The organism is Pseudomonas sp. ES1, assembly GCF_050586605.1.
GTDB classification, from domain to species: Bacteria; Pseudomonadota; Gammaproteobacteria; order Pseudomonadales; family Pseudomonadaceae; genus Aquipseudomonas; species Aquipseudomonas sichuanensis.
Genome location: NZ_JBOBDM010000015.1, coordinates 69,674 through 92,839, shown reverse-complemented (window position 1 = coordinate 92,839; position 23,166 = coordinate 69,674). Strand labels below are relative to the sequence as shown.

16 protein-coding genes are annotated in these 23,166 nt (G+C 63.8%); 5 read left to right on the top strand and 11 right to left on the bottom strand.

The features are described from left to right. Positions 1-10 precede the first annotated feature (10 nt). From ACQ4N9_RS08915 to ACQ4N9_RS08900, 4 genes are all read right to left on the bottom strand, one after another. Complete coding sequence (locus ACQ4N9_RS08915) at positions 11-1,693, bottom strand: MFS transporter (RefSeq protein ID WP_390969199.1); 1,683 nt, start codon at positions 1,691-1,693, stop codon at positions 11-13. Between the two features lie 228 nt (positions 1,694-1,921). Beyond that, complete coding sequence (locus ACQ4N9_RS08910; RefSeq protein WP_390969197.1) at positions 1,922-2,701, bottom strand: alpha/beta fold hydrolase; 780 nt, start codon at positions 2,699-2,701, stop codon at positions 1,922-1,924. Between the two features lie 91 nt (positions 2,702-2,792). Next, positions 2,793-3,215 (bottom strand): VOC family protein, encoded by a 423-nt coding sequence (locus ACQ4N9_RS08905; RefSeq protein WP_390969196.1) that lies wholly within the window; start codon positions 3,213-3,215, stop codon positions 2,793-2,795. Positions 3,216-3,263: 48 nt separating this feature from the next. After that, a complete protein-coding gene (locus ACQ4N9_RS08900) occupies positions 3,264-4,190 on the bottom strand; it encodes an alpha/beta hydrolase (RefSeq protein ID WP_390969194.1) in 927 nt (308 codons plus the stop codon). A 230-nt stretch (positions 4,191-4,420) separates the two neighbouring features. Between ACQ4N9_RS08900 and ACQ4N9_RS08895 the strand changes: the two genes are divergently transcribed. Further along, positions 4,421-9,364, top strand: a complete 4,944-nt coding sequence (locus ACQ4N9_RS08895; protein WP_390969192.1) for a dermonecrotic toxin domain-containing protein — start codon at positions 4,421-4,423, stop codon at positions 9,362-9,364. A gap of 3 nt (positions 9,365-9,367) precedes the next feature. On the opposite strand, the gene ACQ4N9_RS08890 is transcribed toward ACQ4N9_RS08895, so the two are convergent. After that, on the bottom strand, positions 9,368-11,872 hold the full coding sequence (locus ACQ4N9_RS08890; protein ID WP_390969190.1) for a UvrD-helicase domain-containing protein: 2,505 nt from the start codon (positions 11,870-11,872) through the stop codon (positions 9,368-9,370). 187 nt (positions 11,873-12,059) lie between these two features. On the opposite strand from ACQ4N9_RS08890, the gene ACQ4N9_RS08885 reads away from it, so the two are divergent. Beyond that, entirely contained in the window at positions 12,060-12,758 is a 699-nt protein-coding gene (locus ACQ4N9_RS08885) for a pirin family protein (RefSeq protein WP_390969188.1), read from the top strand. A gap of 46 nt (positions 12,759-12,804) precedes the next feature. On the opposite strand, the gene ACQ4N9_RS08880 is transcribed toward ACQ4N9_RS08885, so the two are convergent. The 3 genes from ACQ4N9_RS08880 to hisN all read right to left on the bottom strand — a co-directional run bounded on the left by ACQ4N9_RS08880 (position 12,805) and on the right by hisN (position 15,622). Continuing rightward, positions 12,805-13,761, bottom strand: coding sequence for an AraC family transcriptional regulator (locus ACQ4N9_RS08880; protein WP_390969186.1), 957 nt, complete (start codon positions 13,759-13,761; stop codon positions 12,805-12,807). A 238-nt stretch (positions 13,762-13,999) separates the two neighbouring features. Beyond that, the gene (locus tag ACQ4N9_RS08875; RefSeq protein ID WP_430932666.1) at positions 14,000-14,734 is read right to left on the bottom strand and encodes a hypothetical protein; all 735 of its coding nucleotides are present in this window, start codon (positions 14,732-14,734) and stop codon (positions 14,000-14,002) included. A gap of 96 nt (positions 14,735-14,830) precedes the next feature. Next, the gene (hisN, locus tag ACQ4N9_RS08870) at positions 14,831-15,622 is read right to left on the bottom strand and encodes a histidinol-phosphatase (RefSeq protein ID WP_390969182.1); all 792 of its coding nucleotides are present in this window, start codon (positions 15,620-15,622) and stop codon (positions 14,831-14,833) included. A gap of 112 nt (positions 15,623-15,734) precedes the next feature. Here hisN and ACQ4N9_RS08865 point away from each other — a divergent pair, with 112 nt between their 5' ends. Together ACQ4N9_RS08865 and ACQ4N9_RS08860 are read left to right on the top strand one after the other, a co-directional pair. Then, positions 15,735-16,790, top strand: a complete 1,056-nt coding sequence (locus ACQ4N9_RS08865) for a tetratricopeptide repeat protein (protein WP_390969181.1) — start codon at positions 15,735-15,737, stop codon at positions 16,788-16,790. Positions 16,791-16,898: 108 nt separating this feature from the next. Then, positions 16,899-18,479 (top strand): response regulator, encoded by a 1,581-nt coding sequence (locus ACQ4N9_RS08860; protein WP_390969179.1) that lies wholly within the window; start codon positions 16,899-16,901, stop codon positions 18,477-18,479. A gap of 6 nt (positions 18,480-18,485) precedes the next feature. Here the strand turns inward: ACQ4N9_RS08860 and ACQ4N9_RS08855 are convergent, their stop codons facing one another. Next, positions 18,486-20,390, bottom strand: coding sequence for a hybrid sensor histidine kinase/response regulator (locus ACQ4N9_RS08855; RefSeq protein ID WP_390969177.1), 1,905 nt, complete (start codon positions 20,388-20,390; stop codon positions 18,486-18,488). A 136-nt stretch (positions 20,391-20,526) separates the two neighbouring features. Continuing rightward, on the bottom strand, positions 20,527-20,970 hold the full coding sequence (locus ACQ4N9_RS08850; protein WP_390969175.1) for a nucleoside deaminase: 444 nt from the start codon (positions 20,968-20,970) through the stop codon (positions 20,527-20,529). 143 nt (positions 20,971-21,113) lie between these two features. Between ACQ4N9_RS08850 and ACQ4N9_RS08845 the strand changes: the two genes are divergently transcribed. Continuing rightward, on the top strand, positions 21,114-21,809 hold the full coding sequence (locus ACQ4N9_RS08845; protein ID WP_390969173.1) for a type 1 glutamine amidotransferase domain-containing protein: 696 nt from the start codon (positions 21,114-21,116) through the stop codon (positions 21,807-21,809). Between the two features lie 70 nt (positions 21,810-21,879). On the opposite strand, the gene hppD is transcribed toward ACQ4N9_RS08845, so the two are convergent. Then, complete coding sequence (hppD, locus tag ACQ4N9_RS08840) at positions 21,880-22,956, bottom strand: 4-hydroxyphenylpyruvate dioxygenase (protein ID WP_390969171.1); 1,077 nt, start codon at positions 22,954-22,956, stop codon at positions 21,880-21,882. Positions 22,957-23,166 lie beyond the last annotated feature (210 nt).

Here is a 23,166-nt window from a genome sequence, read left to right as displayed (position 1 = left end):
TGAGCCAAGCTCATCCGGTATGGGTGATATCCCGGTCCTTGGTTTCCGGCAGGAAGAAGGTGCCCAGCACCGCCGTCATCACCGCGATCACGATCGGGTACCAGAGCCCGTAGTAGATATCCCCGGTGGCCGCCACCATGGCGAAGGCCACGGTCGGCAGGAAACCGCCGAACCAGCCATTGCCGATGTGGTACGGCAGCGACATCGAGGTGTAGCGGATGTGCGCCGGGAACAGCTCCACCAGCCAGGCGGCGATCGGCCCGTAGACCATGGTCACGTAGATCACCAGGATGGTCAGTAGCAGCAACACCATCGGGTAGTGGATCTTCGCAGGGTCGGCTTTTTCCGGGTAACCGGCCTCTTTCAAGGCCGTGCCCAGGGTGCCGGTGAAGGCGTCGTTCTGCGCCTTGAAGTCCGCCGCCGCCAGGCTGCGACCATCGAAACTGGGCAACACCCGCTCGCCAATGCGCACCTGGGCCACGCTGCCGGGCTCGGCGGCCTGGTTTTCGTAGGGAATGGCGCGCTTGGCCAACAGACTCTTGGCGATGTCGCACGAACTGGTGAAACGGGCCTTGCCCACCGGGTCGAACTGGAACGAACACTGCGCAGGGTCAGCGACCACCACTACCGGGTTCTGCTCCTGGGCGACGAACACGTCCGGGTTGCCGTACTCGGTCAGGCCCTTGAAGATCGGGAAGTACGTCAATGCGGCCAGGATGCAGCCCACCATGATGATCGGCTTGCGGCCGATGCGATCGGACAGGCTGCCGAACAGGATGAAGAACGGCGTGCCGATCAGCAGCGACCCGGCAATCAGCAGGTTGGCGGTCTGCGGGTCGATCTTGAGCATCTGCAACAGGAAGAACAGCGCGTAGAACTGCCCGGTGTACCACACCACCGCCTGCCCGGCGGTACCGCCGAGCAGCGACATGATCACCACCTTGAGGTTGTCCCAACGGGCGAACGACTCGGTCAGCGGCGCCTTGCTCGCCTTGCCCTCGGCCTTGATCTTGAGGAACACCGGTGACTCGTTGAGCTGCAGGCGGATATACACCGAGATCGCCAGCAGCAGGATCGACAACAGGAACGGCACCCGCCAGCCCCAGTCCTCGAACACTTCGCTGCCCATCAGGGTGCGGCAGCTGAGGATCACCAGCAGCGACAGGAACAGCCCGAGGGTGGCGGTGGTCTGGATCCATGCGGTGAAGAAGCCGCGCCGCCCTTTCGGTGCATGTTCCGCCACGTAGGTGGCCGCGCCGCCGTACTCGCCGCCCAGCGCCAGCCCCTGCAGCAGGCGCAGGGTGATCAGGATGACCGGCGCCGCCACGCCGATGGTGGCGTAATTGGGCAGCAAACCGACGATCGCGGTGGACAGCCCCATGATCACGATGGTGATGAGGAACGTGTGCTTGCGCCCGATCATGTCACCCAGGCGGCCGAACACGATCGCGCCGAACGGCCGCACGGCAAAGCCGGCAGCGAACGCCAGCAAGGCGAAGATGAACGCGGTGGTTTCGTTTACCCCGGCAAAGAAGTGCTTGGCAATGATCGCCGCCAGCGAGCCATAGAGGTAGAAGTCGTACCATTCGAACACGGTGCCCAGCGAAGAGGCGAAGATGACCTTGCGCTCCTCCCGGGTGATGCCACGTTGGGGCGCGCTACTGCCCGTGGATGCGCTGTCGAGGACCGCCATGGGTCGCCTCCGTGAAGATCAGGTAGGCCAGGTTGCTCAACAGGTTGCAAGGCGCGCACCCAGGCCATAGGGCTTACAGGTTGCGGCGAAGCACGACGGGGCGTTGCCCCGGATCGCGGCAAGGTAATCAAAAGCATAATCGGCTTTGCCGGGATATCCATTCGCCTGCAGAGCGCGCGGTCGAACGAGCCACGCAAACGGATAAGCGTGGCGCTTGGGCGGCGACGTTCAGCCGAGAAAACGCAGCACTTCTTTGAGCACCTGGTCGGCCTGCTCACGATGGGGCACATGCCCGCAATCGGCCAGCACCCGCATTCGGCTCGGGCCACCTGCCAGGCGCGTAAAGCGTTCGGGGTGGGCCAGGCTGCCGAACTCGTCGTTGTCGCCGTGCAGGCTGAGCAGCGGGCAACGCAGCTGCGCGAGCAGGCCGTCGAGGTGCCAGTCGGCGAAATCGGCCGACAACCAGTTGTCGACCCAGGCACGCAGCACCCATTCGGCCTTGTCGCCGTGGTAACGCGCCAGCCGTTCGAGCTGCCCTGGCTCGGCGAACTGGCGATCGGCGGCGCGGATACCTTCCAGGGTACGGGCTTCAACGAAAGCCTGGGCCGATTCGGTCACCAGCCCCCGGCAATGCTCGGCGAAGGCTGCCGCGCAGCCGACCGCCATGCCACCGCCGACGCTGTGGCCGAAGACGATGAAGTCATCGATGGCCAGCTGCCTGCGCAGCGCAGCAAAACCCTCGTGCGCCTCGGCCTCGACAAAGCCCCGGCGCAACTGCCCGGGGTGCGCGGCGGAACGCCCGAAGCCCAGGCGGTCATAGGCGATCACCCGGTGCCCGCTGGCCTGCGCCAACTGCGCGGGGAAATCGCGCCAGAGCGCCACGCAGCCCAGCGAGTCATGCAGCAGCACAATAGGTACGCCCTGCGCATTCACAGGCAACCAGCTTTCGGCATGGAGCATGCCCGCCGGCGTGTCGATCGAATGTTGCGTGTGAGTGATCTCGGTCATTGTCCAGGTGCCAGGCTGTTCAGCGAAGCTGAGCATGCTAAGCCAGGTAAAGGCGTGGCGCGAGGGCGAAATCGGCTGAACCCCGGGCCATTCAGGCCGACGCAGTCACGCACGGGCCCTTGAGCTCGACCCGGTTGCCGTCGGGGTCGAAGCAGTACAGCGACAACCCCTCGCCTTCAGCGCCATAACGTTTTTCGGCCGGCTCCACGCGCACCCCTGCCCCCTGCAGGTAATCACTGAGCGCCTGTTCATCGAAGGGTTCGACCCGCAGGCACAGGTGGTCCAGATTGTGCCCTTGGCGGCCAGGGGCCGGGCCGCCCTTGAGCCCCAGCGGGCCATCGACCGCCACCAGGTCGATCATGCTGCTGCCAGCGGCCAGGTGGATCATCCCCAGCGACTCGCGCACACGGCTGACCGGGCAGCCGAGCACGTCACGATAGAAGGCCAGGCTGCGCGGCAGGTCGCTGACACGCAGTACGATGTGGTCGATATGCAGGATGCGCGAAGGCAACATGGCGGCACTCCATGAACGGACGTTTGTGCACCTTAGCAGGGCCAGCACTTATTCGTTGACCAAGCGCAGCAATCCCCCTTTTTCGTGCCGCGCCAGGGTGCGCAGGATCTGCTGCGCCAGCGCCTGGCCCTGCGCCTGCAAATGGAAGTGGTGCCCCCCTGGGTGCCAGGTCACCCGCGTCTGCCCAGGCAGCGCCGCCTGGCGCCGGTCAAAGCCATCACCGGCGAAAGCGCCCTGCTGCCCCAGCAACAGATACAACGGGCAACGGATCTGCTGCAGCAGCTCGCAGGCCTCGCGCTCGGTCAGCGGCATGGGCTCGGGCAGGTCCAGGCGCGGGTCGTGGCGCCAGCAATAGCCGTCGCCCACGTGCAGCAGGTCGCGCTGCGCCATCAGCCGAGCGGCATCGGCCGGCAAGTCGCAGGCGAAGCGTTTACGGCACTGGCCAAGGGCTTGCTCAAGGTTGTCGAAACACAGCGCCTCGGGTTCGACAAAGCCCTGCTGGCGGCTGCGTAGCAGCATGCGTTTGAGGCGAAAAGCGCGGGCCATGTGTTCGACCCGGTCGCCCTCGGCCACGGTGAACGGAACGCCCATGCCATCGAGGAACTGCAGGCTGGCAATGGCGCTGGTCAACGCCGCGAGAATCGAGGCGACACCCGTGCCCATGCCGTGGGCGAGGACGTGAAAGCGCGACCAGCCAAGCCGCTCGACCACTGCCAACATGTCCTCGGCGTGCTCCCAAAGGTAATAGCCACTGTCGTCGCGGCGGTGGTCGCTGCGGCCGTGGCCGACCAGGTCGGGCGCCACCACGAAACACCCCTCCAGCAAGGGCGCCAGGCGCTCGAACGAAGCGGCGTTGTCCAGCCAGCCATGTAACGCCAGCACTGGGATGCCGCTTTCCGGGCCCCAGGTGCGCACGGCGATCTCGATGCCGTTGAGGTCGAGCAAATGGTCTCTTGCAGTCGTCGATACAGCCATCACTTCACTCCATGGCAGGGCCCGGTGGGCCGGCTCCTTCGACACCGCAGGGTGCCGGACGCCCCACCATCGCCCACGTGGCCCTGGCAGGCTGGCCCGTTACCGACTGTGACGTGCGCGTCACCGACCGCAACTGCCCGGCAACGACATACCGACCGTGTGAACTATGTACCGCCTGACGTGCAGCCATGCGGTGTTGGATGGAACCCCGCAAACCTCGAGGAACGAGCATGGAAACCCCAACCCCCCCTTACCACCAGCAACATATCCTGAACGGCATACCGGACTGGACCCGTCAACTGCACCCAAAGCACATCAACCGGCTGATGCGCCACGCTCACAACGAGCACATCCAGGAAAACGGGCAACCCACCGCATGGTTCAGCACCGCATCAGCGGACCATCAATTGCAACTACGCGAGGCCATCCGCCGGCGCACCGTCAGTCGCAAGCGCCTGGCGCAAGCGCTGAGCGAGCTGCAGACATTGCCGCAGTTCTGCGAACCCCTGCTCAAGAATGCGCTGCACATCAATGTGCCGGTGAGCGAGGCACAGTATTGCTTCCAGCCGTTCGAACTGGTTCCCACGGGCGACCTGGAGAACCTGCTGGCATTGGATGATCTGGGCCTGTCCGCAGGCGCCTACCAACAGCAGTGGACCGCCGAACCAGTCGGCACGCCGGTCCCGCGCAGCCTGCTCGAAGCAGCCATGCACAATTTCGAAGGCATGGCTGAAGTCGGCCCGCTAAGTACCTTGCAAGTCAGCCCCCACGACCCTGCCAGCATACCCGGCCTGAGTGTCAGCAACTTCGTCACGCGCTGCCGCACGCTAGACCTGGGCAAGCGCTACCAGACGCATCTGGACGGCGTGTTCAAAGGCACGCGCGAGGAGCAGGTGCGAGCAGCATGGATCAGCGCACACCGCGCCGAGCTGACCGTACAAACTATGATCGCGCTCATCCGCAACCGCGTCACGCAGCCGGGCTTCGAGGCACTGCGCCACTTCTGTGTCGAAGGGGCGACGCCCCGCTATGGCAGCCATCCCATCACCGTGCGTAGCCTCAAGGTGCTCGGGATGCAGGTCCATGATGCAATGCTGCTCGGGCCGGCCAACACGACCGATCAGGACGTGATCGCTTACCTGCCTTTCGACGATGACTGCCCGCTCCAGGAATTCGCCAGCCTGGAAAAGCTGACCACCTACTTGATCGACCGCCTGCGCAACAAGGACTATCGCCAGCGGTTTGTGGAACACATAGGGCAAGCTGATCGCCCGAGAATGGGACTTGAGCTAGACAAGGCACTGCGCACCATTGGGATCGTGATTCCATCGCCGCCGGGGCGGCTGCCTACCGGCATTCGCCCCGTGAGCAAGCCTGAACTGGGGATCCGCCAACTACAAATCGCAGCCCCGCACTGGAACAACCTGTACGACGAGCATGTTCGCGCCATCAAGAGAAATGCCGAGGCAATTGCAGTACCGACCGCCATGGTCGACGCCACGGCCCGCAAGAAGCTGCTGGAGTCCTGGGAGGAACTCGGCCTGAATGTGCTCAATGTCGCCGCCCTGCTCGTGCCTGGGCTCGATGTTGTCATGCTCGGCGTGTTTGCCATACAGGTGATGGACAACATCTTTCATGCCTTCGAGGCCTGGAAAGAGGGCGACTACGCCGAGGCAGTGGCGCAGCTCGAGTCATTGGCCCTCACAGCGGCCACCGTCGTGGTGATCGGCGCCGCCGCCAAGCTGATCAAGGCCTCCGGCTTCGTCGACTGGCTGGAAAGGATCACCGTCGAGGGCAAGGAGAAGTTGTGGCACCCGCAACTGACCGCCTACCGTAGCCAGGTGGCGCTACCCGCCGAACTGAAGCCGAACGATCAAGGCATGTACAGGCTCGACGATAAGGACTTCATCCGTCTCGACGGTGAAACCTTCGAAGTGCAAAAGAACACGAGGGGGAATTGGGAATTGCTCCACCCGCAAGACCCGACCGCCTACCGGCCACCCCTGCACGGCAATGGCAAAGGCGCCTGGCGCCTGGCGCACGAACGCGTCACGGACTGGCCAACGCCAAAATTGCTGCGTCGCCTGGGGCCCAACACCGATCTGTTGAGCGACGCCGACCTGCTCGCCGTGCTCGACAGCACAGGCCTCGACCGTGGAACACTGGAGGCCGTGCTCGCCGACGGCGAGCCGCTGCCGACACTCCTTGAAGATGCCTTGCTGCGCCTGAGCAAGGATATTGAGGCCGACGACATCATCGCCCGTACTCGGGACGGTCAACCACTGGCCGCCTACAAGAGCTTTGCCGCATCCGCCCTCAGCAGCCTGCCCGGCTGGCCCGAAGACGTTCTGATCAAGGTGTACGATGGCCCTGAACCCTGGGGCAACGCCACCCGATATGGGCGTGATCAGTTGGGTGACCGGGAAATTCCGTTGACCCGCTCCGATCTGGACAGGGGCGGCCTGGCGCGCATTGTCCTCGACCACCTCGACGAGGCCAGCCTTGCCAGGCTGCTGCCCGAGGGCACGACAGCCGGGCAACGCCAGCAGGCGTTACAGGACCTGTTGGCCGATCACCTCCTTGCCCAGCGTCAAAATCTGTTCGACAGCCTCTACCTTGGCCAGCGCTCACCACTGAGCCCGGCCGCCCAGGTAGTGGGCAAGCAATTTCCAGCACTGGCGCAGAACACCCTCGAGGACATCGTCGGCGCAACCCGAAGCACAGAACGTGCCCGCTTACTCGCCGGACGGGTGCCGTTACGAGTAGCTGAACAGGCACGCAGCCTGCAGGCGCGCGTGCGCATGGACCGTGCACTGCTTGGCCTCCATCGGCCAACCCTGGAGAATGCCGATAGCAGGCTAATCCGCAGAAGCCTGCTGACACGGCATCCCGAGTGGACCGCCAAGCAGGTGTTCAAGGCTGCGCTGGCCGACCGCCCCGGCATGGCGCGATTGCTTGGCCAGCAGGCCATTCGACCGAATTTCCGCCCGCCCATGCGCCTGAGCGACGGACGCCAGGGTTACCCGCTGAGCCCCTGGGGCTCCAACTCCAGGTGGAAAAGCGAACTCAAAGGGCTTTTCCCGGCGCTGAGCGATAGGCAAATGGGCGAGCTGCTGGCCACCCTGCGCAGCCGAGGGGACGTCCCCAGCCAGATAAAAGCCATGACTCAGGAAATCAGCACACTGCGCGCGGAACTGGACCAATGGGTGGAGCTGACTCCTGAAAGCGGGCAGCCAAATACCCAGCATATAGTCCACGAACTTATCCGCTGTTGGCATCGCGTAGGGGGCGATACGCTCGAGCTGGTCGACCTAGACACCTCTGTCATCGAGCTACCCTCCATGTCCGCTCGCTTTGACCACATCACCACGCTCAGACTGAACAACGTCAACATCGTCAATATCCCCGAAGACCTACTGCAATCGTTCCCTTCCCTCGAGCGGTTGCATATCCGCAATAGTCAAGACCTGCACGCCTCGTCGCTGTTCGAGGCCCTGCAACATGCACCGAAGCTTCGCGAACTGCATGTTGAAGGCTGCCTGCTGCTGGAGCTGTCAGACCCTGCGCACCTGGTGTTGCCAAAGCTCACCGAGCTCGAAACGCTTTCGCTAAGGCGCAACGAGCTGACCCTGAGCGTCGCGGATCTGCAGGCTCTGGCCAGGCTGCCGAAGCTCTCCAAGCTGGACCTGTACCACAACAACATCACCCTGGATGCCACGCAGGCCTCCCTGTTCGCTGACATACGGCGGCTGCGCGAGCTGAACCTGGGTGGCAATCCGCTACGGGTCAGCCCTGACCTGTCGAGAATGATCAGCTTGCAGACGCTGAACCTGGAACACTGCGAGCTGGACGCCTGGCCGACCGGGCTGAACAACTTGATGCAAAACGAAATGGGCGTGCTGCGCCAGGTAAACCTGAGCAGCAACCGAATCGCGACAGTCCCCGATCCAGATGCGCTGCTGCGCACGTACTTTATGCACAACCTGCGCTTCGACCTGGGTAGTCGACAGCTACTGCTCAACTACAACCCGCTGGGCGCTCAGCTGCGAGGGCGCTTGACCAGGGCTGGCGTTGCGGCAGAGGCAGAGGTGGGTTTGGAAGAAGACGCCGCGCAGCGGGTAAATTGGCGGGAAACCGCCAACGCGCAGGAACAGGAAACCTGGGACAACCTGTTCGGTGATGACGAATATACCAACTTGCGCCAAGCCATCGAACTGGTCGGCATGTCCCGTGCTGCGCAGGAGAACAGCTCAGCGCTTGCCGAACAGATCTGGCAACTGCTGGCGCGTGCAGCCGAAGATACGCAACTGTGCAAGCGCCTGAACGAGGTGGCTGGGACCTTTCCGGTGAGCTGTGGCGATGCCGGCGCCGATGTCTTCGGTACCTTGCAGATCGAAGTCATGGCCTACGACCGGGCCGACGGCCAGCCGAATGTGACCCCGGAACTGTTCGACTTCTTCCGTAGCCTGTACCGACGGGACCAGGTCAACGAACTGGCCATGGACATCTGCAACGCGCGGGTGAACAGGCGCACCAGGCTGCTTGAGCGACGCGACTGGGAGGCACAGCCAGCTGCCGAGCGCGGTAGCGCACCGATACTGCCTGCACTGTATAACTCCGACACCATCACCGATGCCGTGTTGCTGGATGAGCGCGGGCTTGGCCTAGACCTGATCGAGATCCGGCTGGCCTTGCGCAGCGAACTGGCGAAGGAACTCGACTTCCCTGAGCTGCAGCCGAAAATGCTGTACCGCGACTTAGCGAAAATCGATGGCCCCTTGTCGATCAGGGTGGAAGAAGCCGTCCGCGAGCGCGACGCTGACCTGCCAGACCGCCGTGAGGCGGTGTCACGCCACGCCAGTTGGCGCCGGCTGCTGCGAGCACAATACCTGGATCGTTTCGATGGGTTGCGAGAGCGCTGGGACGAAGGTTTGGATTACCTCGAATCGTGCTTGGACAACAGCGATCCGCAAGGCACTCTGGAGCAGCCGGTGGTCGAAGCGCTAACCAGCGCCCTGGGCGAGAGCCCGCTCGATGCGCAAGCGCAACCCAGGCGCCTGGCGATCAACGAAAGTCAGTATGTGACAGGCACTCAGCGCATGGCCCTGGGCTTGGAGAACGACGAGGACGCCCTGTACCTGGAGCTGACCAGCCCCCTGGACCAAGGCATCTGACCGTCACTGCCCACGCAGGTCTTCGAAGAAGGCCTGCTTGCCCTCAACCTGGCTCGACGCGCGTGGCGAGTAAGCCGCCTCGCCGTTGGGCCTTTCCACATGCCAGTAACAGTGCTTGATCGCGCGCGTGACCGCGACGTAGGCCAGGCGCTGTACTTCTTCCTGCTGCGCCGTATCGAACGCCTGGGCGTCGCCCGGCTTACCGAGCCCGGCCAGGCGATACACCTGATTCTTGTATGGCGAGCTGGTCAGGTACTGGCAGTCCCCGAGCATGAACACTGCGTCGGCCTGCAGGCCTTTGGCGCTGTGGTAGGTCAGTTGCTTGAGCCGGCGCTGCGCGGGAGGCAAGCTAGAATCAGCTTTAAGTACAGTCATTAAATGCTGCTCAATCAATAATTTATCGCTACTTTTTCGAAACAACATCATCACCGTCTCACCCTGCTCATAGTGTTCGATCAAGGTCTGCGCCAGCGCTGCCTCGTCGCGTTCGAACACCCGCACGGGCGCCAATGGCAGCGCGGCCGCCTGCCCGCTGGCCTTGGCTTTCTTGCCGCTGATGGTCGGCGTCCCCTTCACCAGATGCTCGGCGGCATCGATTATGGACTGCTGGCTGCGGTAGTTTTCCACCAGCATCACCCGGGTGTTGGCGGGTGACGGGAACACCTTGGTGAACTCCATGAAGTACTTGGGCGAACTGCCGCGCCAGCCGTAGATCGACTGCCAGTCGTCACCCACGCACATCAGCGACGAATGCTGCGCCACCCGGCCATGGTTCATCGCTGGCCCACGTCGGCGAATTTCCGCAAGGCAGGCGCGCAGCCAGCTGACGATCTGCGGTGAGACGTCCTGGAACTCGTCGATCATCAGGTGTGCCAGCGGCCGCAACAAGGGGTCGGGCAACAGCTGCAGGTTTTCCGGGGTGTTCTCGCCGAACAGGGCGAACATGCGGTTGTAGGTCATCACCGGCGGTGACTGGGCCATCAGGTGGGTTTCTAAAGCCTTCCAGTACAGGGCCAGCGCTTCGAAAAACGGCCCATCGCTGTCACCCGGCGGGAAGCTCATGGCGGCCACTGCGGCGTTCACGTCCAGGCCCAGGTTCTCGATGAAACTGGCCGCGGTGACGAAGGCGTCGAGCAGCGGCGCCGGGGCCAGTTCACCCTTGACCTTGTATTCGAAGCCGGGGCCGGCCACGGCATCCCCTGCCAGCGAGGCCGCCAGGCGCCTGGCCGAGGCGTAGTTGTCCAGCCAGATCACCGGTTTATCGCTGAACGCCTGGAACAGGGTGCGCTTGACCGCCCATTCGGCGCGCACCGCAAGCTTTGCTCCGGGGCGCTGGTACTGGGCGCTCTCGTTGGGGTCAAAGCCCAGTACCACCCAGGCATCCAGCCCCTCGAGGCGACCGTGCACATGGAAGCGGCTGCCACGGATCTGCACCGTGTCGCGGCACGGCTCGATGCCTTTGATCGGCCAGGCGCCGGCCGCGAACCACAGGTCCTCGATCACGTCGCACAGCTCTTCGTCGCGCTGCGCGGCCAGCTGGGTGACCTGCACACGCTTCTGCACATCCGGGTGATCCGGGTCCAGTGGCTTGAGCAGCAGCGCCTCCTGCCGCAGTTGGCCGATCAAGGCGGCGAAGCGCGGACTCTGTGCCAGCAGGTCCCGGTAGGCCAGGTTCAACTGCTGACGCTGGGCGTCATTCAGGCGCAGGTCGAAGGGGTTGCTGTCGGCATTAGCCTCCCCGCCCGCAGGCATCTCGTTGCCGAGGGTTTCGAAGGCACGCACCTGAGCGAAACCCGGCAGGCTGCGTACCAGCGGCAGGATGCGCGAATGGAAGGTGCGTACCAGCTCACGGCCCTGTGCCGGCGACAGCTGGACCTGCCACAACGCGAACACCTGCAGCAGGCGCTGGATGAAGTCCTTGCGTGACTCGCGGGTGAAGGTCACCACGGTCATGGCATCGAGCTCGAAGCCCAGGTAGTGGCGCAGCAACAGGATGCGCAGCACCAGCGAGGTCGACTTGCCGGCACCGGCACCGGCGACCACGCAGGTCGAGGGTGTGTCGCTGAGGATCAGCTTCCACTGCGCGGCGCTGGGCTGTGCCTCGGCTGGCAGGCGCTGGGCCACATCGGCCTTGAAGCGCTTTTTCAGCTCGGCACTCAGCGGCAGGCGCCAGTCGTCGAACAGCTTGTCGTCCTGGCCAGGCACCGCAGCGGTGTCCGGGCGGGTATCACGAATCACCAGGACCTGGCGCCCCGCTTCGTAGCCGTCCAAGCGCCCACGTTCGTACCCGTCACGCAACCCGTCGGCATGGCCATTGCGCTGGCCGATGGCATGGCCAAGGAACCACGAATCGCGATGCTGCGCCTGCAGACGGCTAAGGCCACGACCAAGCAGGCGCGCGGCCAGGCGGCGCAGCCAGGGCAACTGGGCGGGCGGGGTCAGGTTGGCCGGGGCCTGGGGCTGCTCGTGGGGCACGGTCACTCCATTGAAAATCCAAACAGCGGGCATGTTCGCCTCATCCGCCAAAAAGCGCCAGCGAATGCTTTTGTATCAGTGGATTAGGCGATGAATCGCATGTTGTATCGCAAAATAAATATCTATTTACTTGATAATAACAAGCCGATATTTACGCTTTTTTTCGATATTTAAAACGCAGATCATGGCTCCATTCCAGCGAATTCAGAGGAGCACCATCATGCTGCAACTGCGACCCTTCGAAAGCCTTGGCCACGCCAATCACGGCTGGCTCGACGCCCACCACCACTTCTCGTTCGCCGAGTACTACGACCCGGCGCGCATGCACTGGGGCAACCTGCGGGTCTGGAACGACGACCTGATCGCCGCCGGCAGTGGCTTCCCGTCGCACCCGCACCGCGACATGGAAATCATCACCTATGTCCGCGAAGGCGCGATCACCCACCAGGACAGCCTGGGCAACAAGGGCCGCACCGAAGCGGGCGACGTGCAGGTAATGAGTGCCGGCAGCGGCATCGTGCACAGCGAATACAACCAGGAGCAGGTCGATACGCGGATCTTCCAGATCTGGATCATTCCGGAAAAAGTCGGTGACGCGCCGTCCTGGGGCACCCGCCCGTTCCCCAAGGGTGAACGTGGCGAAGGCTTCGTGACCCTGGCCAGTGGCCGCGAAGGCGATGGCGACAGCCTGCAGATCCGCACCGACGCCCGCCTGGTGGCGGCCACCCTGCGCGCCGGGGAAAGCGCCGAGTACCGCTTCGACCAGGGCCGACGCGGCTACCTGGTACCGGCCAAAGGCCGGGTCGAGGTCAACGGATTGCAGGCCAAGGCCCGGGATGGCGTGGCCATCGAGGAGGAAACGCTGCTGACGGTGACGGCGCTGGAGGACAGCGAAATCGTCCTGGTTGACGTGGCGTGAACTGAAGATCGCAAAGGGCTGCTGTGCAGCCCTTTGTCTGTTCGGATCACACCCGGCGCCTGAAGGTCTCAGAAGGCAGCTCGCCAAACCGCTGCCGGTAACTCTCGGCAAACCGCCCCAGGTGCAGGAAGCCGTAATCCAGTGCCAGTTCGGTCACGCTGCGTACCTTGCAGCTCGGGTCGCTCAGGCAGGCGTTGACCCGCTCCAGCTTGCGCTGGCGGATGTACTGCTTGGGCGTGGTACCCAGCTGTCGGTCGAACAGGCCGTACAACGAACGCAGGCTCATGTTGGCCTGTTCGGCCAGGGTTTCAGCTGCCAACTCAAGCTTCAGGTTGCCCTCGATATGTTCAAGGATTCGCTCCAGGCTGGCCTGCGTGCCACCCAAGGTGTCCTTGCGCACATTGGTATTCATCAGCGTCAGCAGCTTGCTGGCGACGATCTGGCTGTAGTGGCCCTGCACCCTGGGCAGCGAATCGCTGACCTCGGCTTCGTTGCAGACCATCCCCAGCAGATTCAGGAAACCGTCCAGTTCCTCCAGCCGATAGTGGTTGCGTACAAAGCGCACACCGCCGCTGGGGCGCTGCCAGCGCTGCTCGTCGCAGATCGAGTCGAGCAGGTGCACCGGCACCTTGAGAATGAACTTCTCGCAGTCATCGGAATAAGTGAGATCGACCGGGTCGTCCGGGTTGATCAGCAGCAATTCGCCTGGCACCAGGTGGTGCTCACGCTGGTGGCCGCGCCACAGGCAATTGCCGTTGAGCAGCACCTGCAGGTGGAAGATCGTTTCCAGGGCCGGCGAGGTAACCCGCACACTGCCGCCATAGCTGATGCGGCACAGGTCCAGTTCGGCGAATTTGCGATGGCTCAAGCTGGCCTGGGGATGGGTGGTGCGGGACAGGCCAATGTGGTGCTGGCCCACATGCTGGTTGACGTAGTCAGACACCGCGTAAGGGTCGGCGCGGTGGAACACGCAGCTTTGCTCGCTCAACAGGCGGCTTTCCATGGGCAAGGCACTCGCCATCATTATTGTTATGGGCGCCGCGGCCTACTGCCTTGTGGGCATGTGGCTGCGGTCGTTCACGGTCATTCTAACCAACCATCATCGGGGTGCTGGGGCAGGCGACGGTCGGATGCTGAGCGTCACACTAAGCAAAAAGCAGGATCGAGGGCAATGCGACCAAGGCAAACGGCGGGCGGACAGCGGACACTGGCACAGGCCCGGCGTTCGATTACCGCACAACTCACTGCACCGGGAGGAAGTTCAACAGCAGCAGGCTTTGCGCATAGTTGAGCCCGATGCGCCGGTAGCGTTCGTCGAGCATCTGCGCCAGCAGGTCGAGGCGCGCGACCACCTTGCCGAACTCCACGGCAAAGCTCAGGTTGCTGCCCTGCTCGGAGATCTCGTTGGAGAACAGCAGCAGCACGCCGTTGGCATCCTGCCGCTGGCTGAGCATCCAGGTGGCCTTCTCGATATTGCGCGCGGCGTTGTTGATGAACAGCGGGTCGAGGGTGTCGGTCATGTAGAACTCGGTGCGCCCGCCGTGGGCGGTGACCAGCATGCTGCCGATGGCGTAGATGAAGGCACCGACCCGATCGCCCCTGAATTCCGGGCTCAGGGCATAGCTGAGCGCTGCCAGGTCACGCCGCTCACCGAGTTGCGCCAAGGGCTGGCGCTGCTCGATGGCGATGCGGATCTGCCGGGCGGCGGTGGTGGCGTCGAGGTAGCCAGATTGCTTCCACTGGCTGGGGTTGCGCAGGTACAACTTGTCCATCAGCAGGTACAGGCTTTGCAGGTTGTCGCGCATGGACAGCGTGGCCATGCGGTCGACACTGGTCTGGAACGGCTCGTCGGGCTTGCCGTTGCCGATCTGCGTGAGCATGTCGCGGCCCTGCTGCTGGGTGCAGGCCCCCAAGCAGATCAGGGCGCCTGCCAGCAGCAGGCCGCGCGGGAGAATAGCGAGTCGTTTTGCGGCCATCGGCACCGGGGCTGGTCATTGGCCGCACCGGGGGTCGGCGCAGCCTGGCCAAGCATAGAGCCCGCAAAAGCGAAAAAGTGCGATGGCCGGTGCCCGTCACATGGCGTGGCGCAGCATCTCCACCACCTGCGCATGCAGCGCCGGGTCGCCACAGGCCACCACGCAGCCGCCGTGCTGTGCGGTACTGCCATCCCAGGCGGTGATGACCCCACCGGCGCCTTCGATGATCGGCATCAGCGCCTGCACGTCGTAGGGTTGCAGGCTGGCCTCGACGATCACGTCGACAAACCCTGAAGCGAGCATGCAGTAGGCGTAGCAGTCGCCGCCATAACGCATCAGCCTGGCCTGGCCGGCCACGTGCTCGAAGGCGGCCTTGCGCGCGGCGCTGTCGAACATGTCTGGGGTGGTGCACATCAGCGTGGCCGCCGACAGGTCGGCGCAGGCGCGGGTTTTCAGGGGCGTGCCGCTGCGCCATGCGCCTTCGGGGGTGCCGACGAAACGCTCGCCGGTGAACGGCTGGTTCATCACCCCGATGACCGGGCGTGTGCCATCGTTGAGCGCAATCAGCGTGCCCCACAGCGGCAGGCCGGTGATGAAGGCACGGGTGCCGTCGATCGGGTCGAGCACCCAGGTCAGCGGGCTGCTGCCAACGGCTGCGCCATGCTCCTCGCCGAGGATGCCATGTGCCGGGTATTGCGCCTGGATCAGCTCACGCATGGCATCTTCGGCGGCCTTGTCGGCCACGGTCACTGGGTCGTACAGGCGCCCGCCCTTGTCTTCGACGTCAAGGCTGGCACGAAAGTACGGCTGGATCGCCATGGCCGCAGCATCGGCCAGCTGTTCGGCGAAGGCGCGAAATTCACCGGTCTGTTCAGCGCTCAGGGACATGGATCAGGCCTCAATGCTTGGGAAAGGCACGCATCATACCCGACTCCTCGCCCGTTGCATTTACTGGCTGGCTGTCCCAAGCTCTGGCCTTCCCGCCGCCACGGACTGCCCGATGCCACGCCGCCCGCTTATCCTGATCGCCCTGTTGCTGCTGATCCTGGTGCCAGGCGTGCTCGCTTACCTGTGGCGGGCCCCGCAATCCACGCCGCCGACGCTGCCGCCGCACAGTTACGCCAAGGCCCTGCGCCAGGCCCATGAAGGCCAGCCGGGCGCCGCGCGGGTGCTGTACCAGCAGCTGCAGCGTAACGACCTGCCGGCGATCCGCCGCGCCGCCCTGTACGCCGAGCTGCCCAACTACCCGTCACCCCAGGCGCTGAAACTGGCAAAGCAGGATCTGGAACAGAGCGACCCCCTGGTGCGTCGCGCCGCCATCGCCAGCATCCGCCGGCTGTTGCCGGCCGCCCAACGCAGCCTGGTACTGGGGCCGTTGCTTGACGATGACGAGCAGAGCGTGCGCTTTGCCGCGGTGGACGCGTTGCTCGGCCTCGACCCAGATGCCATCGGCCTGTATTTCGGCCCGCTGCAGCAAGCGCTGGAGCAGTACCAGCAAACCCTCGAACAACAACCCGAGGACGCCGACGCACAGATTCACCTGGCGCGCCTGTACATGCACGAGCAGGCCTATGACGCCGCAGGCGCGGCGCTCGCCCGCGCCCTGGCGCTGGCCCCCGAAAACCTCGACGCCCTGGCGACCCAGGTGCGCCTGCTGGAACGCCAGGGCCACCACGACACCTCTCGCGAAGTGCTGCGCAAGGCCTTGGCGCTCAGCCCGGATTCGGCCTTCCTGCAGTACCAGCTGGGCTTGTGGCTGACCCGCCACGACCAGCACGAATATGCCCTGCTGGCACTGTCGCGCGCGGTCGAGCTGGAGCCGGACAACAGCGACTACCGCTACACCCTTGCCGTCACCCTGCACCAGTTGGAGCAGGTCCAGGCCGCGCAGCAACAACTGCAGACGCTGCTCAGCCGCCAGCCTGCCAACCGCCGGGCGCGGGTACTGCTGATCGAGTACTGGAAGGATACCGGGCAACTGCAGAACGTCCAGGTACTGCTGGCCGAGCTCGAGCGGCAGAACCCGGACGACCCGTTGCTGCAACAAGGCCTGTGACAGCTTCCGCAATCCGGTTGAACCCCTGGCCCGTGACGAAGGTCCAGTGATAGGAGAAGGAAGGCGGTAACGCCATCACGGCGTGCCCATCGTCACAGGAGAATGCTCTTGGCTGCATGCCTGGCTGTGGAAGAACGCGCCCTGGTCCTGGCGCCTGCCCAGGCGGGGACAAGCACCTGCCGGTTACTCCGACAAGCAGGTATCCACAGCCGCTGCACCGCCGATGTCGGGCGCCTTGGCCGCTGGCTCAGTGAAGGTGCCGGGCTGCTGGTGGTGATCGAACAGGCGCTGCCGCGCAACCAGCAATCCCCCCTGCACCGCTACCTCGAACAGCAGCCTGGCTGGTCCGACCTGCCCGTGGTGCTGCTCACCAGCCACGCCGAGGCCGACACCAGCGCAGTGCCAGGCAACCTGCTGCCGCTTGCCCCGCCCTACCCTGACGAGCAACTGCTGAGCCTGGCACTGTGGGCGTTGCGGGCTCGCCGCCGGCAATACCAGGCGCGCGACCTGTGCGAACAGCTCGAAGCCCTGGCGCAGCAACAACAGGCCGACGACCAGGCACTGCAACAAACACGCAAGATGGAAGCCATCGGCCAACTGGCCGGCGGCGTGGCCCATGACTTCAACAATCTGCTGACCAGCATCGGCGGCAGCCTGGAGCTGATCGACAAACGCCTGCGTCAAGGCCGCAGCGAGGGCCTGGAGCCCCCTTTGCGCCTGGGCCAGCAAGCCGTGGCCCGCGCTGCCCTGTTGACCCATCGGCTATTGGCGTTCTCCGCTCGCCAATCCTTGCAGAGCCAGGCAATCGACCTGCGCTCGCTGCTGGCACCCGATGCCCTGGCCGCCAAGCTGGGGACAGGCATCGAGCTGCAAGTGCGCCTGGCCACACAACTGTGGCAAGCCAGCGCCGATGGCGAGCAACTGCAGGCGTCCCTGGACAACCTCTTGCTCAACGCCTGCGAGGCCATGCCCAGCGGCGGAGTGCTGAACGTCGAGGCGGACAACGTCCAGGTCACCAATGGGCAGCTCGCCAACGTCGGCCTGACGCACGGTGACTATCTGTGCCTGAGCATTCGCGACAGCGGCCAGGGGATGTCGCAAGCCACCCTGGAGCATGCCATCGAGCCGTTCTTCACCACCAAACCGACTGGCCAGGGTGTCGGGCTCGGGCTATCGATGGTCTACGGCTTCAGCAGGCAGTCACGGGGTTACCTGGCGCTCGACAGCCAGATCGGCAAAGGGACACGGGTGCGCCTGTATTTGCCACGCCATACCGATAGCCCGCCACCGCTCAAAGCCGCTGCCGTGCGAGCTGCCGGTGATTGCCAGGACATCCTGCTAGTGGAAGACGACCCGGATGTGCGCGAACTGGTCGAACGGACCCTGCTCGAAGAAGGCTACCCCTGTCGTGTGGCGCAAAATGCCAGTGAAGCGCTGCGCTGGCTGCATTCGGCACAGCCGTTCGGTTTGCTGATCAGCGACGTTGGGCTACCGGGCATGAACGGCCGGCAACTGGCGGAAATCGCCCGTCGCCTGCGCCCCGGGCTGCCGGTACTGTTCATCACCGGTTTCGCGCAAACCGCGATGGCTCGCGATGCGTTTCTGGCCGCCGGGATGCAGTTGTTGCGCAAGCCTTTCGCCCTGGAACAGTTGCGCAACCAGGTCGCGCGGATGCTGGTGACGCCCTGAGCAGGATCAGGCCTGCAGCATGCGATCGACTTGCATGACCAGGCTCTCCAGCGAGAACGGTTTGAGCAGCAAGGCAGTACCGGGCTCGTCGAGCAGTTGCTGCTCCACCGGGTCCTCGGTGTAGCCGGTGATGAACAGGATTTTCTGTTCGGGATTGATCATGCGCATCGCCCTGGCCACCTGACGCCCGTTGAAGCCACCCGGCAAGCCGATGTCGGTAATGACCAGATCGAATGGGCCGGCATGACGGTACTGCCCCAGCGCAGTGTTGGCATCGGTCACACCGCACACCTCGAAACCGCGGTCGACCAGTATTTCCTTGATCAATCCGCGCAAATTGAGCTCGTCATCGATCAGCAGCACACGCTCGCCCTGCCTTGCCTGCCTTGTGATCGTCGGGGGTTCGGGTATCGGCTGGCTGCCCGAATAACGAGGAAACATCAGCACAATCTGAGTGCCGTGCTGCAATCTCGACTCTATCCACACCTGGCCACCGGACTGGCGCACGAAGCCATGCACCATGGGCAACCCCAGGCCCGAGCCCTGCCCCAGGGGTTTGGTGGTGAAAAAAGGCTCGAATGCCCGTTCCACATCCTCAGCCGACATGCCATGACCATCGTCCTCGACCTGGAGCATCACATAGTCGCCCGCCGGCAGTCCGGCAGTCGCGCCAGCCAGGCGCTCATTGCCGGTACGGATCGACAGGCTGCCCCGGCCAAGGCAGGCGTCGCGGGCATTGGCACACAGGTGCAGCAAGGCGTTGCGCAGGTGGTCGGGATCGACCTGGACGGGCCAGGGGGCGATGTCCAGCTCCCAATGGAGGTGCATCTCGGCGCCGACGCACTGCTCGAGCATCGGTTGTGCCTGGCGTATCAGCTGGTTGATGTCCAGTGGATTGGGCGACAACGGCTGGCTGCGGGCGAACGCCAGCAAGTTCTGGGTCAGGCCGATGGCCCGCTGAGCGCATTCGCGGGCCACCTGCACGTAGCTGTCCAAGCGCTCAAGCCGCCCCTGGGCCAGACGCCGTTCAAGCAGCTCCAGGCTGCTGCCGACCCCGGACAAGACGTTATTCATCTCATGGGCCAGGCCGCCCGCCACCTTGACCACCGACTCCATGCGCAGGCTTTCGCGCACCGCTGCTTCGGCCATGCGCTGGACGGACTGGCGCTCCTCGGTGATGTTGCGCCCGATCAGGATCGGCAGCGCCTGGCCAGACACGGCATGCCAGCGTAGCCAGCAATAATGCCCTTCATCTTGACGCACGCGGGCCTCGAAGGCCGGGGTGTCATGCCCCTGCATCAGCGCCATCAGGGCCAGCCTGGTCTCGGTACGCTCGGCTGGGTGGATCAGCTCCAACAGCGCGACCGGCGCTTGCTGCTCATCCGTCAAACCCGACAAGCGGTGCCAGGCCGGATTGGCCAAGCGCACGCGCAACTCGGTGTCGAGCATCAACATCACGTCGGGCGACAACTGCCAGGTATGCTCACTCTCGGCCATGTAACGCGAGAGTTGTGCCTCGAACGATTGCGCCAGTTCGCGCCATTCGCGGGTGCGCTCGACACTGGCGGTAGTTTCGATCAGCGCGTGCAGGAAACCCACCACCGCGCCTTGGTCGTCGCGGATAGGCGAATAGCTGCAGGTGAACCAGGCCTGGACGGGGTGTCCGTCGCGGTTGACCGTCAGCAGGCTGTTCTCGACCAGACTGCCCTGCCCTTCCAGCGCCTCGAAAACAGCAGCCCCCATGTCGTCCCAGACCGTTGCCCAAAGCGCGTCGAAACTATCGCCCAGGCCATGGGAGCGCTCGCCCAGGGGGACGGGATAGGCTTCGTTGTGAATCACCGTCAGCGCCGAGCCCCAGACCAGGGCACAGGGGTAAGCGGAAAGCAGCAGCATGTCGACGGCGATGCGCAAGGCTGGCGGCCATCGTGTCAGGGGCCCCAATGGCGTTGCCCCCCAGTTGAAGCTACTGATCTGGGCGCTTCCCACGGTCTCAGCGCTCGAAATAGGCGCTAGATGAATCATCTGCGCGGCTCCTGGCACAGAGCGGTCAGCGGCCAATGTCTTCATTCCACAGTTGCGGCTTGGCCTCGATGAAATCACGCATCATCTTTTTGCAGTCCTCGTCGTGGCGCACGTCCAAGCGTACGTCGCGGCTGGCCAGCAACTGTTCTTCGCCAAGGAAAGTGGTGTTTTCGCCGATGATCACCTGTTTTATGCCATACAGCAGGATCGCGCCGCTGCACATGGCACAGGGAGACAGGGTGGTATAGAGCGTGGCTGCCTTGTAGACACTGGCAGGCTGTCGACCGGCGTTTTCCAGGGCGTCCATTTCACCATGCAGGATGGCGCTGCCTTGTTGTACCCGGCGGTTGTGGCCACGGCCAATGATCTTGCCGTCGTGCACCAGCACCGAGCCAATTGGAATACCGCCCTCCGCCAGCCCCTTGCGGGCTTCGTCGATGGCCGCTTGCATGAACTTGTCCGTTGTCATGGTGACTTCCTGGCTGCACATGATTGGCTCGAGACTAGCACAACGCCAGCCGGTCATGGCGCTACGCCCAGCGACGGCTATGCTCAGAGGGTTTTTCCCTCCGCCGGGCAACCGGCCCCCTTGGGTTGGATGGGCATGCGCACATGAACAAGAAGATCCTGGTCGTGCTGACCAATACCGCCAAGTACCCCAACATCAAACGCGCCACAGGCCTGTGGCTGGGTGAAGCCGTGCATTTCGTCGACCCCGTGCAGCAGGCGGGCTTCACGGTCGACTATGTGAGCCCGGCGGGCGGCTACGTACCGATCGACCCGCACAGCCTGCAGATGGCCCCGGACTTGGACTGGCAGTGGTATGACGACAAGGCCTTCATGAAGCGCCTGGGCGCCACCCTCAGCCCCGGCGAGGTCAAGGCCGAGCAGTACAGCGCCATTTATTACACAGGTGGCCATGGCGTGATGTGGGACTTCCCCGACAACCAGCCACTGCAGGACTTGGCGCGGCGCATTCACGAACGTGGCGGGGTTGTGGCATCGGTCTGCCACGGTGCCGTGGGGCTGCTGAATGTGAAACTCAGCGACAACACCCTGTTGCTCAGAGGTCGGGCGGTGACCGGTTTCTCCAATATCGAAGAGAAACTGGCAGAGCTGGACAAAGAGGTACCTTTCCTGACCGAGAACGAACTCGGCGCACGGGGTGGTGAGTACCAGAAAGCGGAGGACCCGTGGGCACCCTTCGTGGTTGAAGACAAAGGCCTGATCACCGGGCAGAACCCGGCGTCCACCGCGGGCGTGGCTCAGGCGACGCTCAAGTTCCTGGCCAAGGCAAAGATTGGCTGAAACGCATCGCGGGGCAAGTCACATCGGCACACCGATGCGAGTTGCCCCGCGATGGACAGCGTTGAGTCGATTACTCGACGTTCAGCACGCCACGACGAACCTGGTCACGCTCGATCGACTCGAACAGTGCCTTGAAGTTGCCTTCACCAAAGCCATCGTCACCCTTGCGCTGGATGAACTCGAAGAACACCGGGCCCAGCAAGGTTTCCGAGAAGATCTGCAGCAGCAGGCGCTTGTCGCCCGACTCGGAAGCACCGTCCAGCAGGATGCCACGCGACTGCAACTGGTCGACCGGCTCGCCGTGGCCCGGCAGACGCTCTTCGAGCATTTCGTAGTAGGTCTGTGGCGGCGCGGTCATGAAACGCATGCCGAAGCCTTTGAGGGCATCCCAGGTCTTGAGCAGGTCGTCGGTGAGGAAGGCCACGTGCTGGATGCCCTCGCCATTGAACTGCATCAGGAATTCTTCGATCTGCCCCGCACCCTTGGACGACTCTTCATTGAGCGGAATGCGGATCATGCCATCTGGCGCGGTCATGGCCTTGGAAGTCAGGCCGGTGTACTCGCCCTTGATGTCGAAATAGCGGATCTCGCGGAAGTTGAACAGCTTCTCGTAGAAGCCGGCCCAGTAGGCCATGCGCCCGCGATAGACGTTATGGGTGAGGTGGTCGATGATCTTCAGGCCGGCACCGACCGGGTTGCGATCCACGCCGTCGATGAACTTGAAGTCGATGTCGTAAATCGAGCTGCCTTCTTCGTAACGGTCGATCAGGTACAGCGGCGCGCCACCGATACCTTTGATCGCCGGCAGACGCAGCTCCATAGGGCCGGTCTCGATTTCCACCGGCTGGGCACCCAGCTCCAGGGCGCGGGCATAGGCTTCATGGGCGTTGCGCACACGGAATGCCATGCCGCACACCGACGGGCCGTGCTCGGCGGCGAAGTACGAGGCGGCGCTTTTCGGTTCGTTGTTGAGGATCAGGTTGATGCCACCCTGGCGGTACAGGTGCACATTCTTGGAGCGGTGGGTCGCCACCTTGGTGAAACCGAGGATCTGGAAGACCGGCTCCAGCACGCCAGGGGTCGGCGAGGCGAGCTCGATGAATTCAAAGCCTTCAAGGCCCATCGGGTTTTCGAAGATATCTGCCATGTTCGTGTCCTCATCTGCAGCAAAAAACGGTTGGATTACTGGCTTGCGATGGCGAACGGAACAGGAGGCGAACAGGGAATGCCGCGCACGCTGCGGGCCAGATAGGCACCAATGATCAGCTTGAATGCAGGGTTTTTCATGGGGACCCATTCTCGGCGGGCTTGATCCTCCGGATGGCGGAGAACCTTATTGTTGTATTCGTAACGCGAT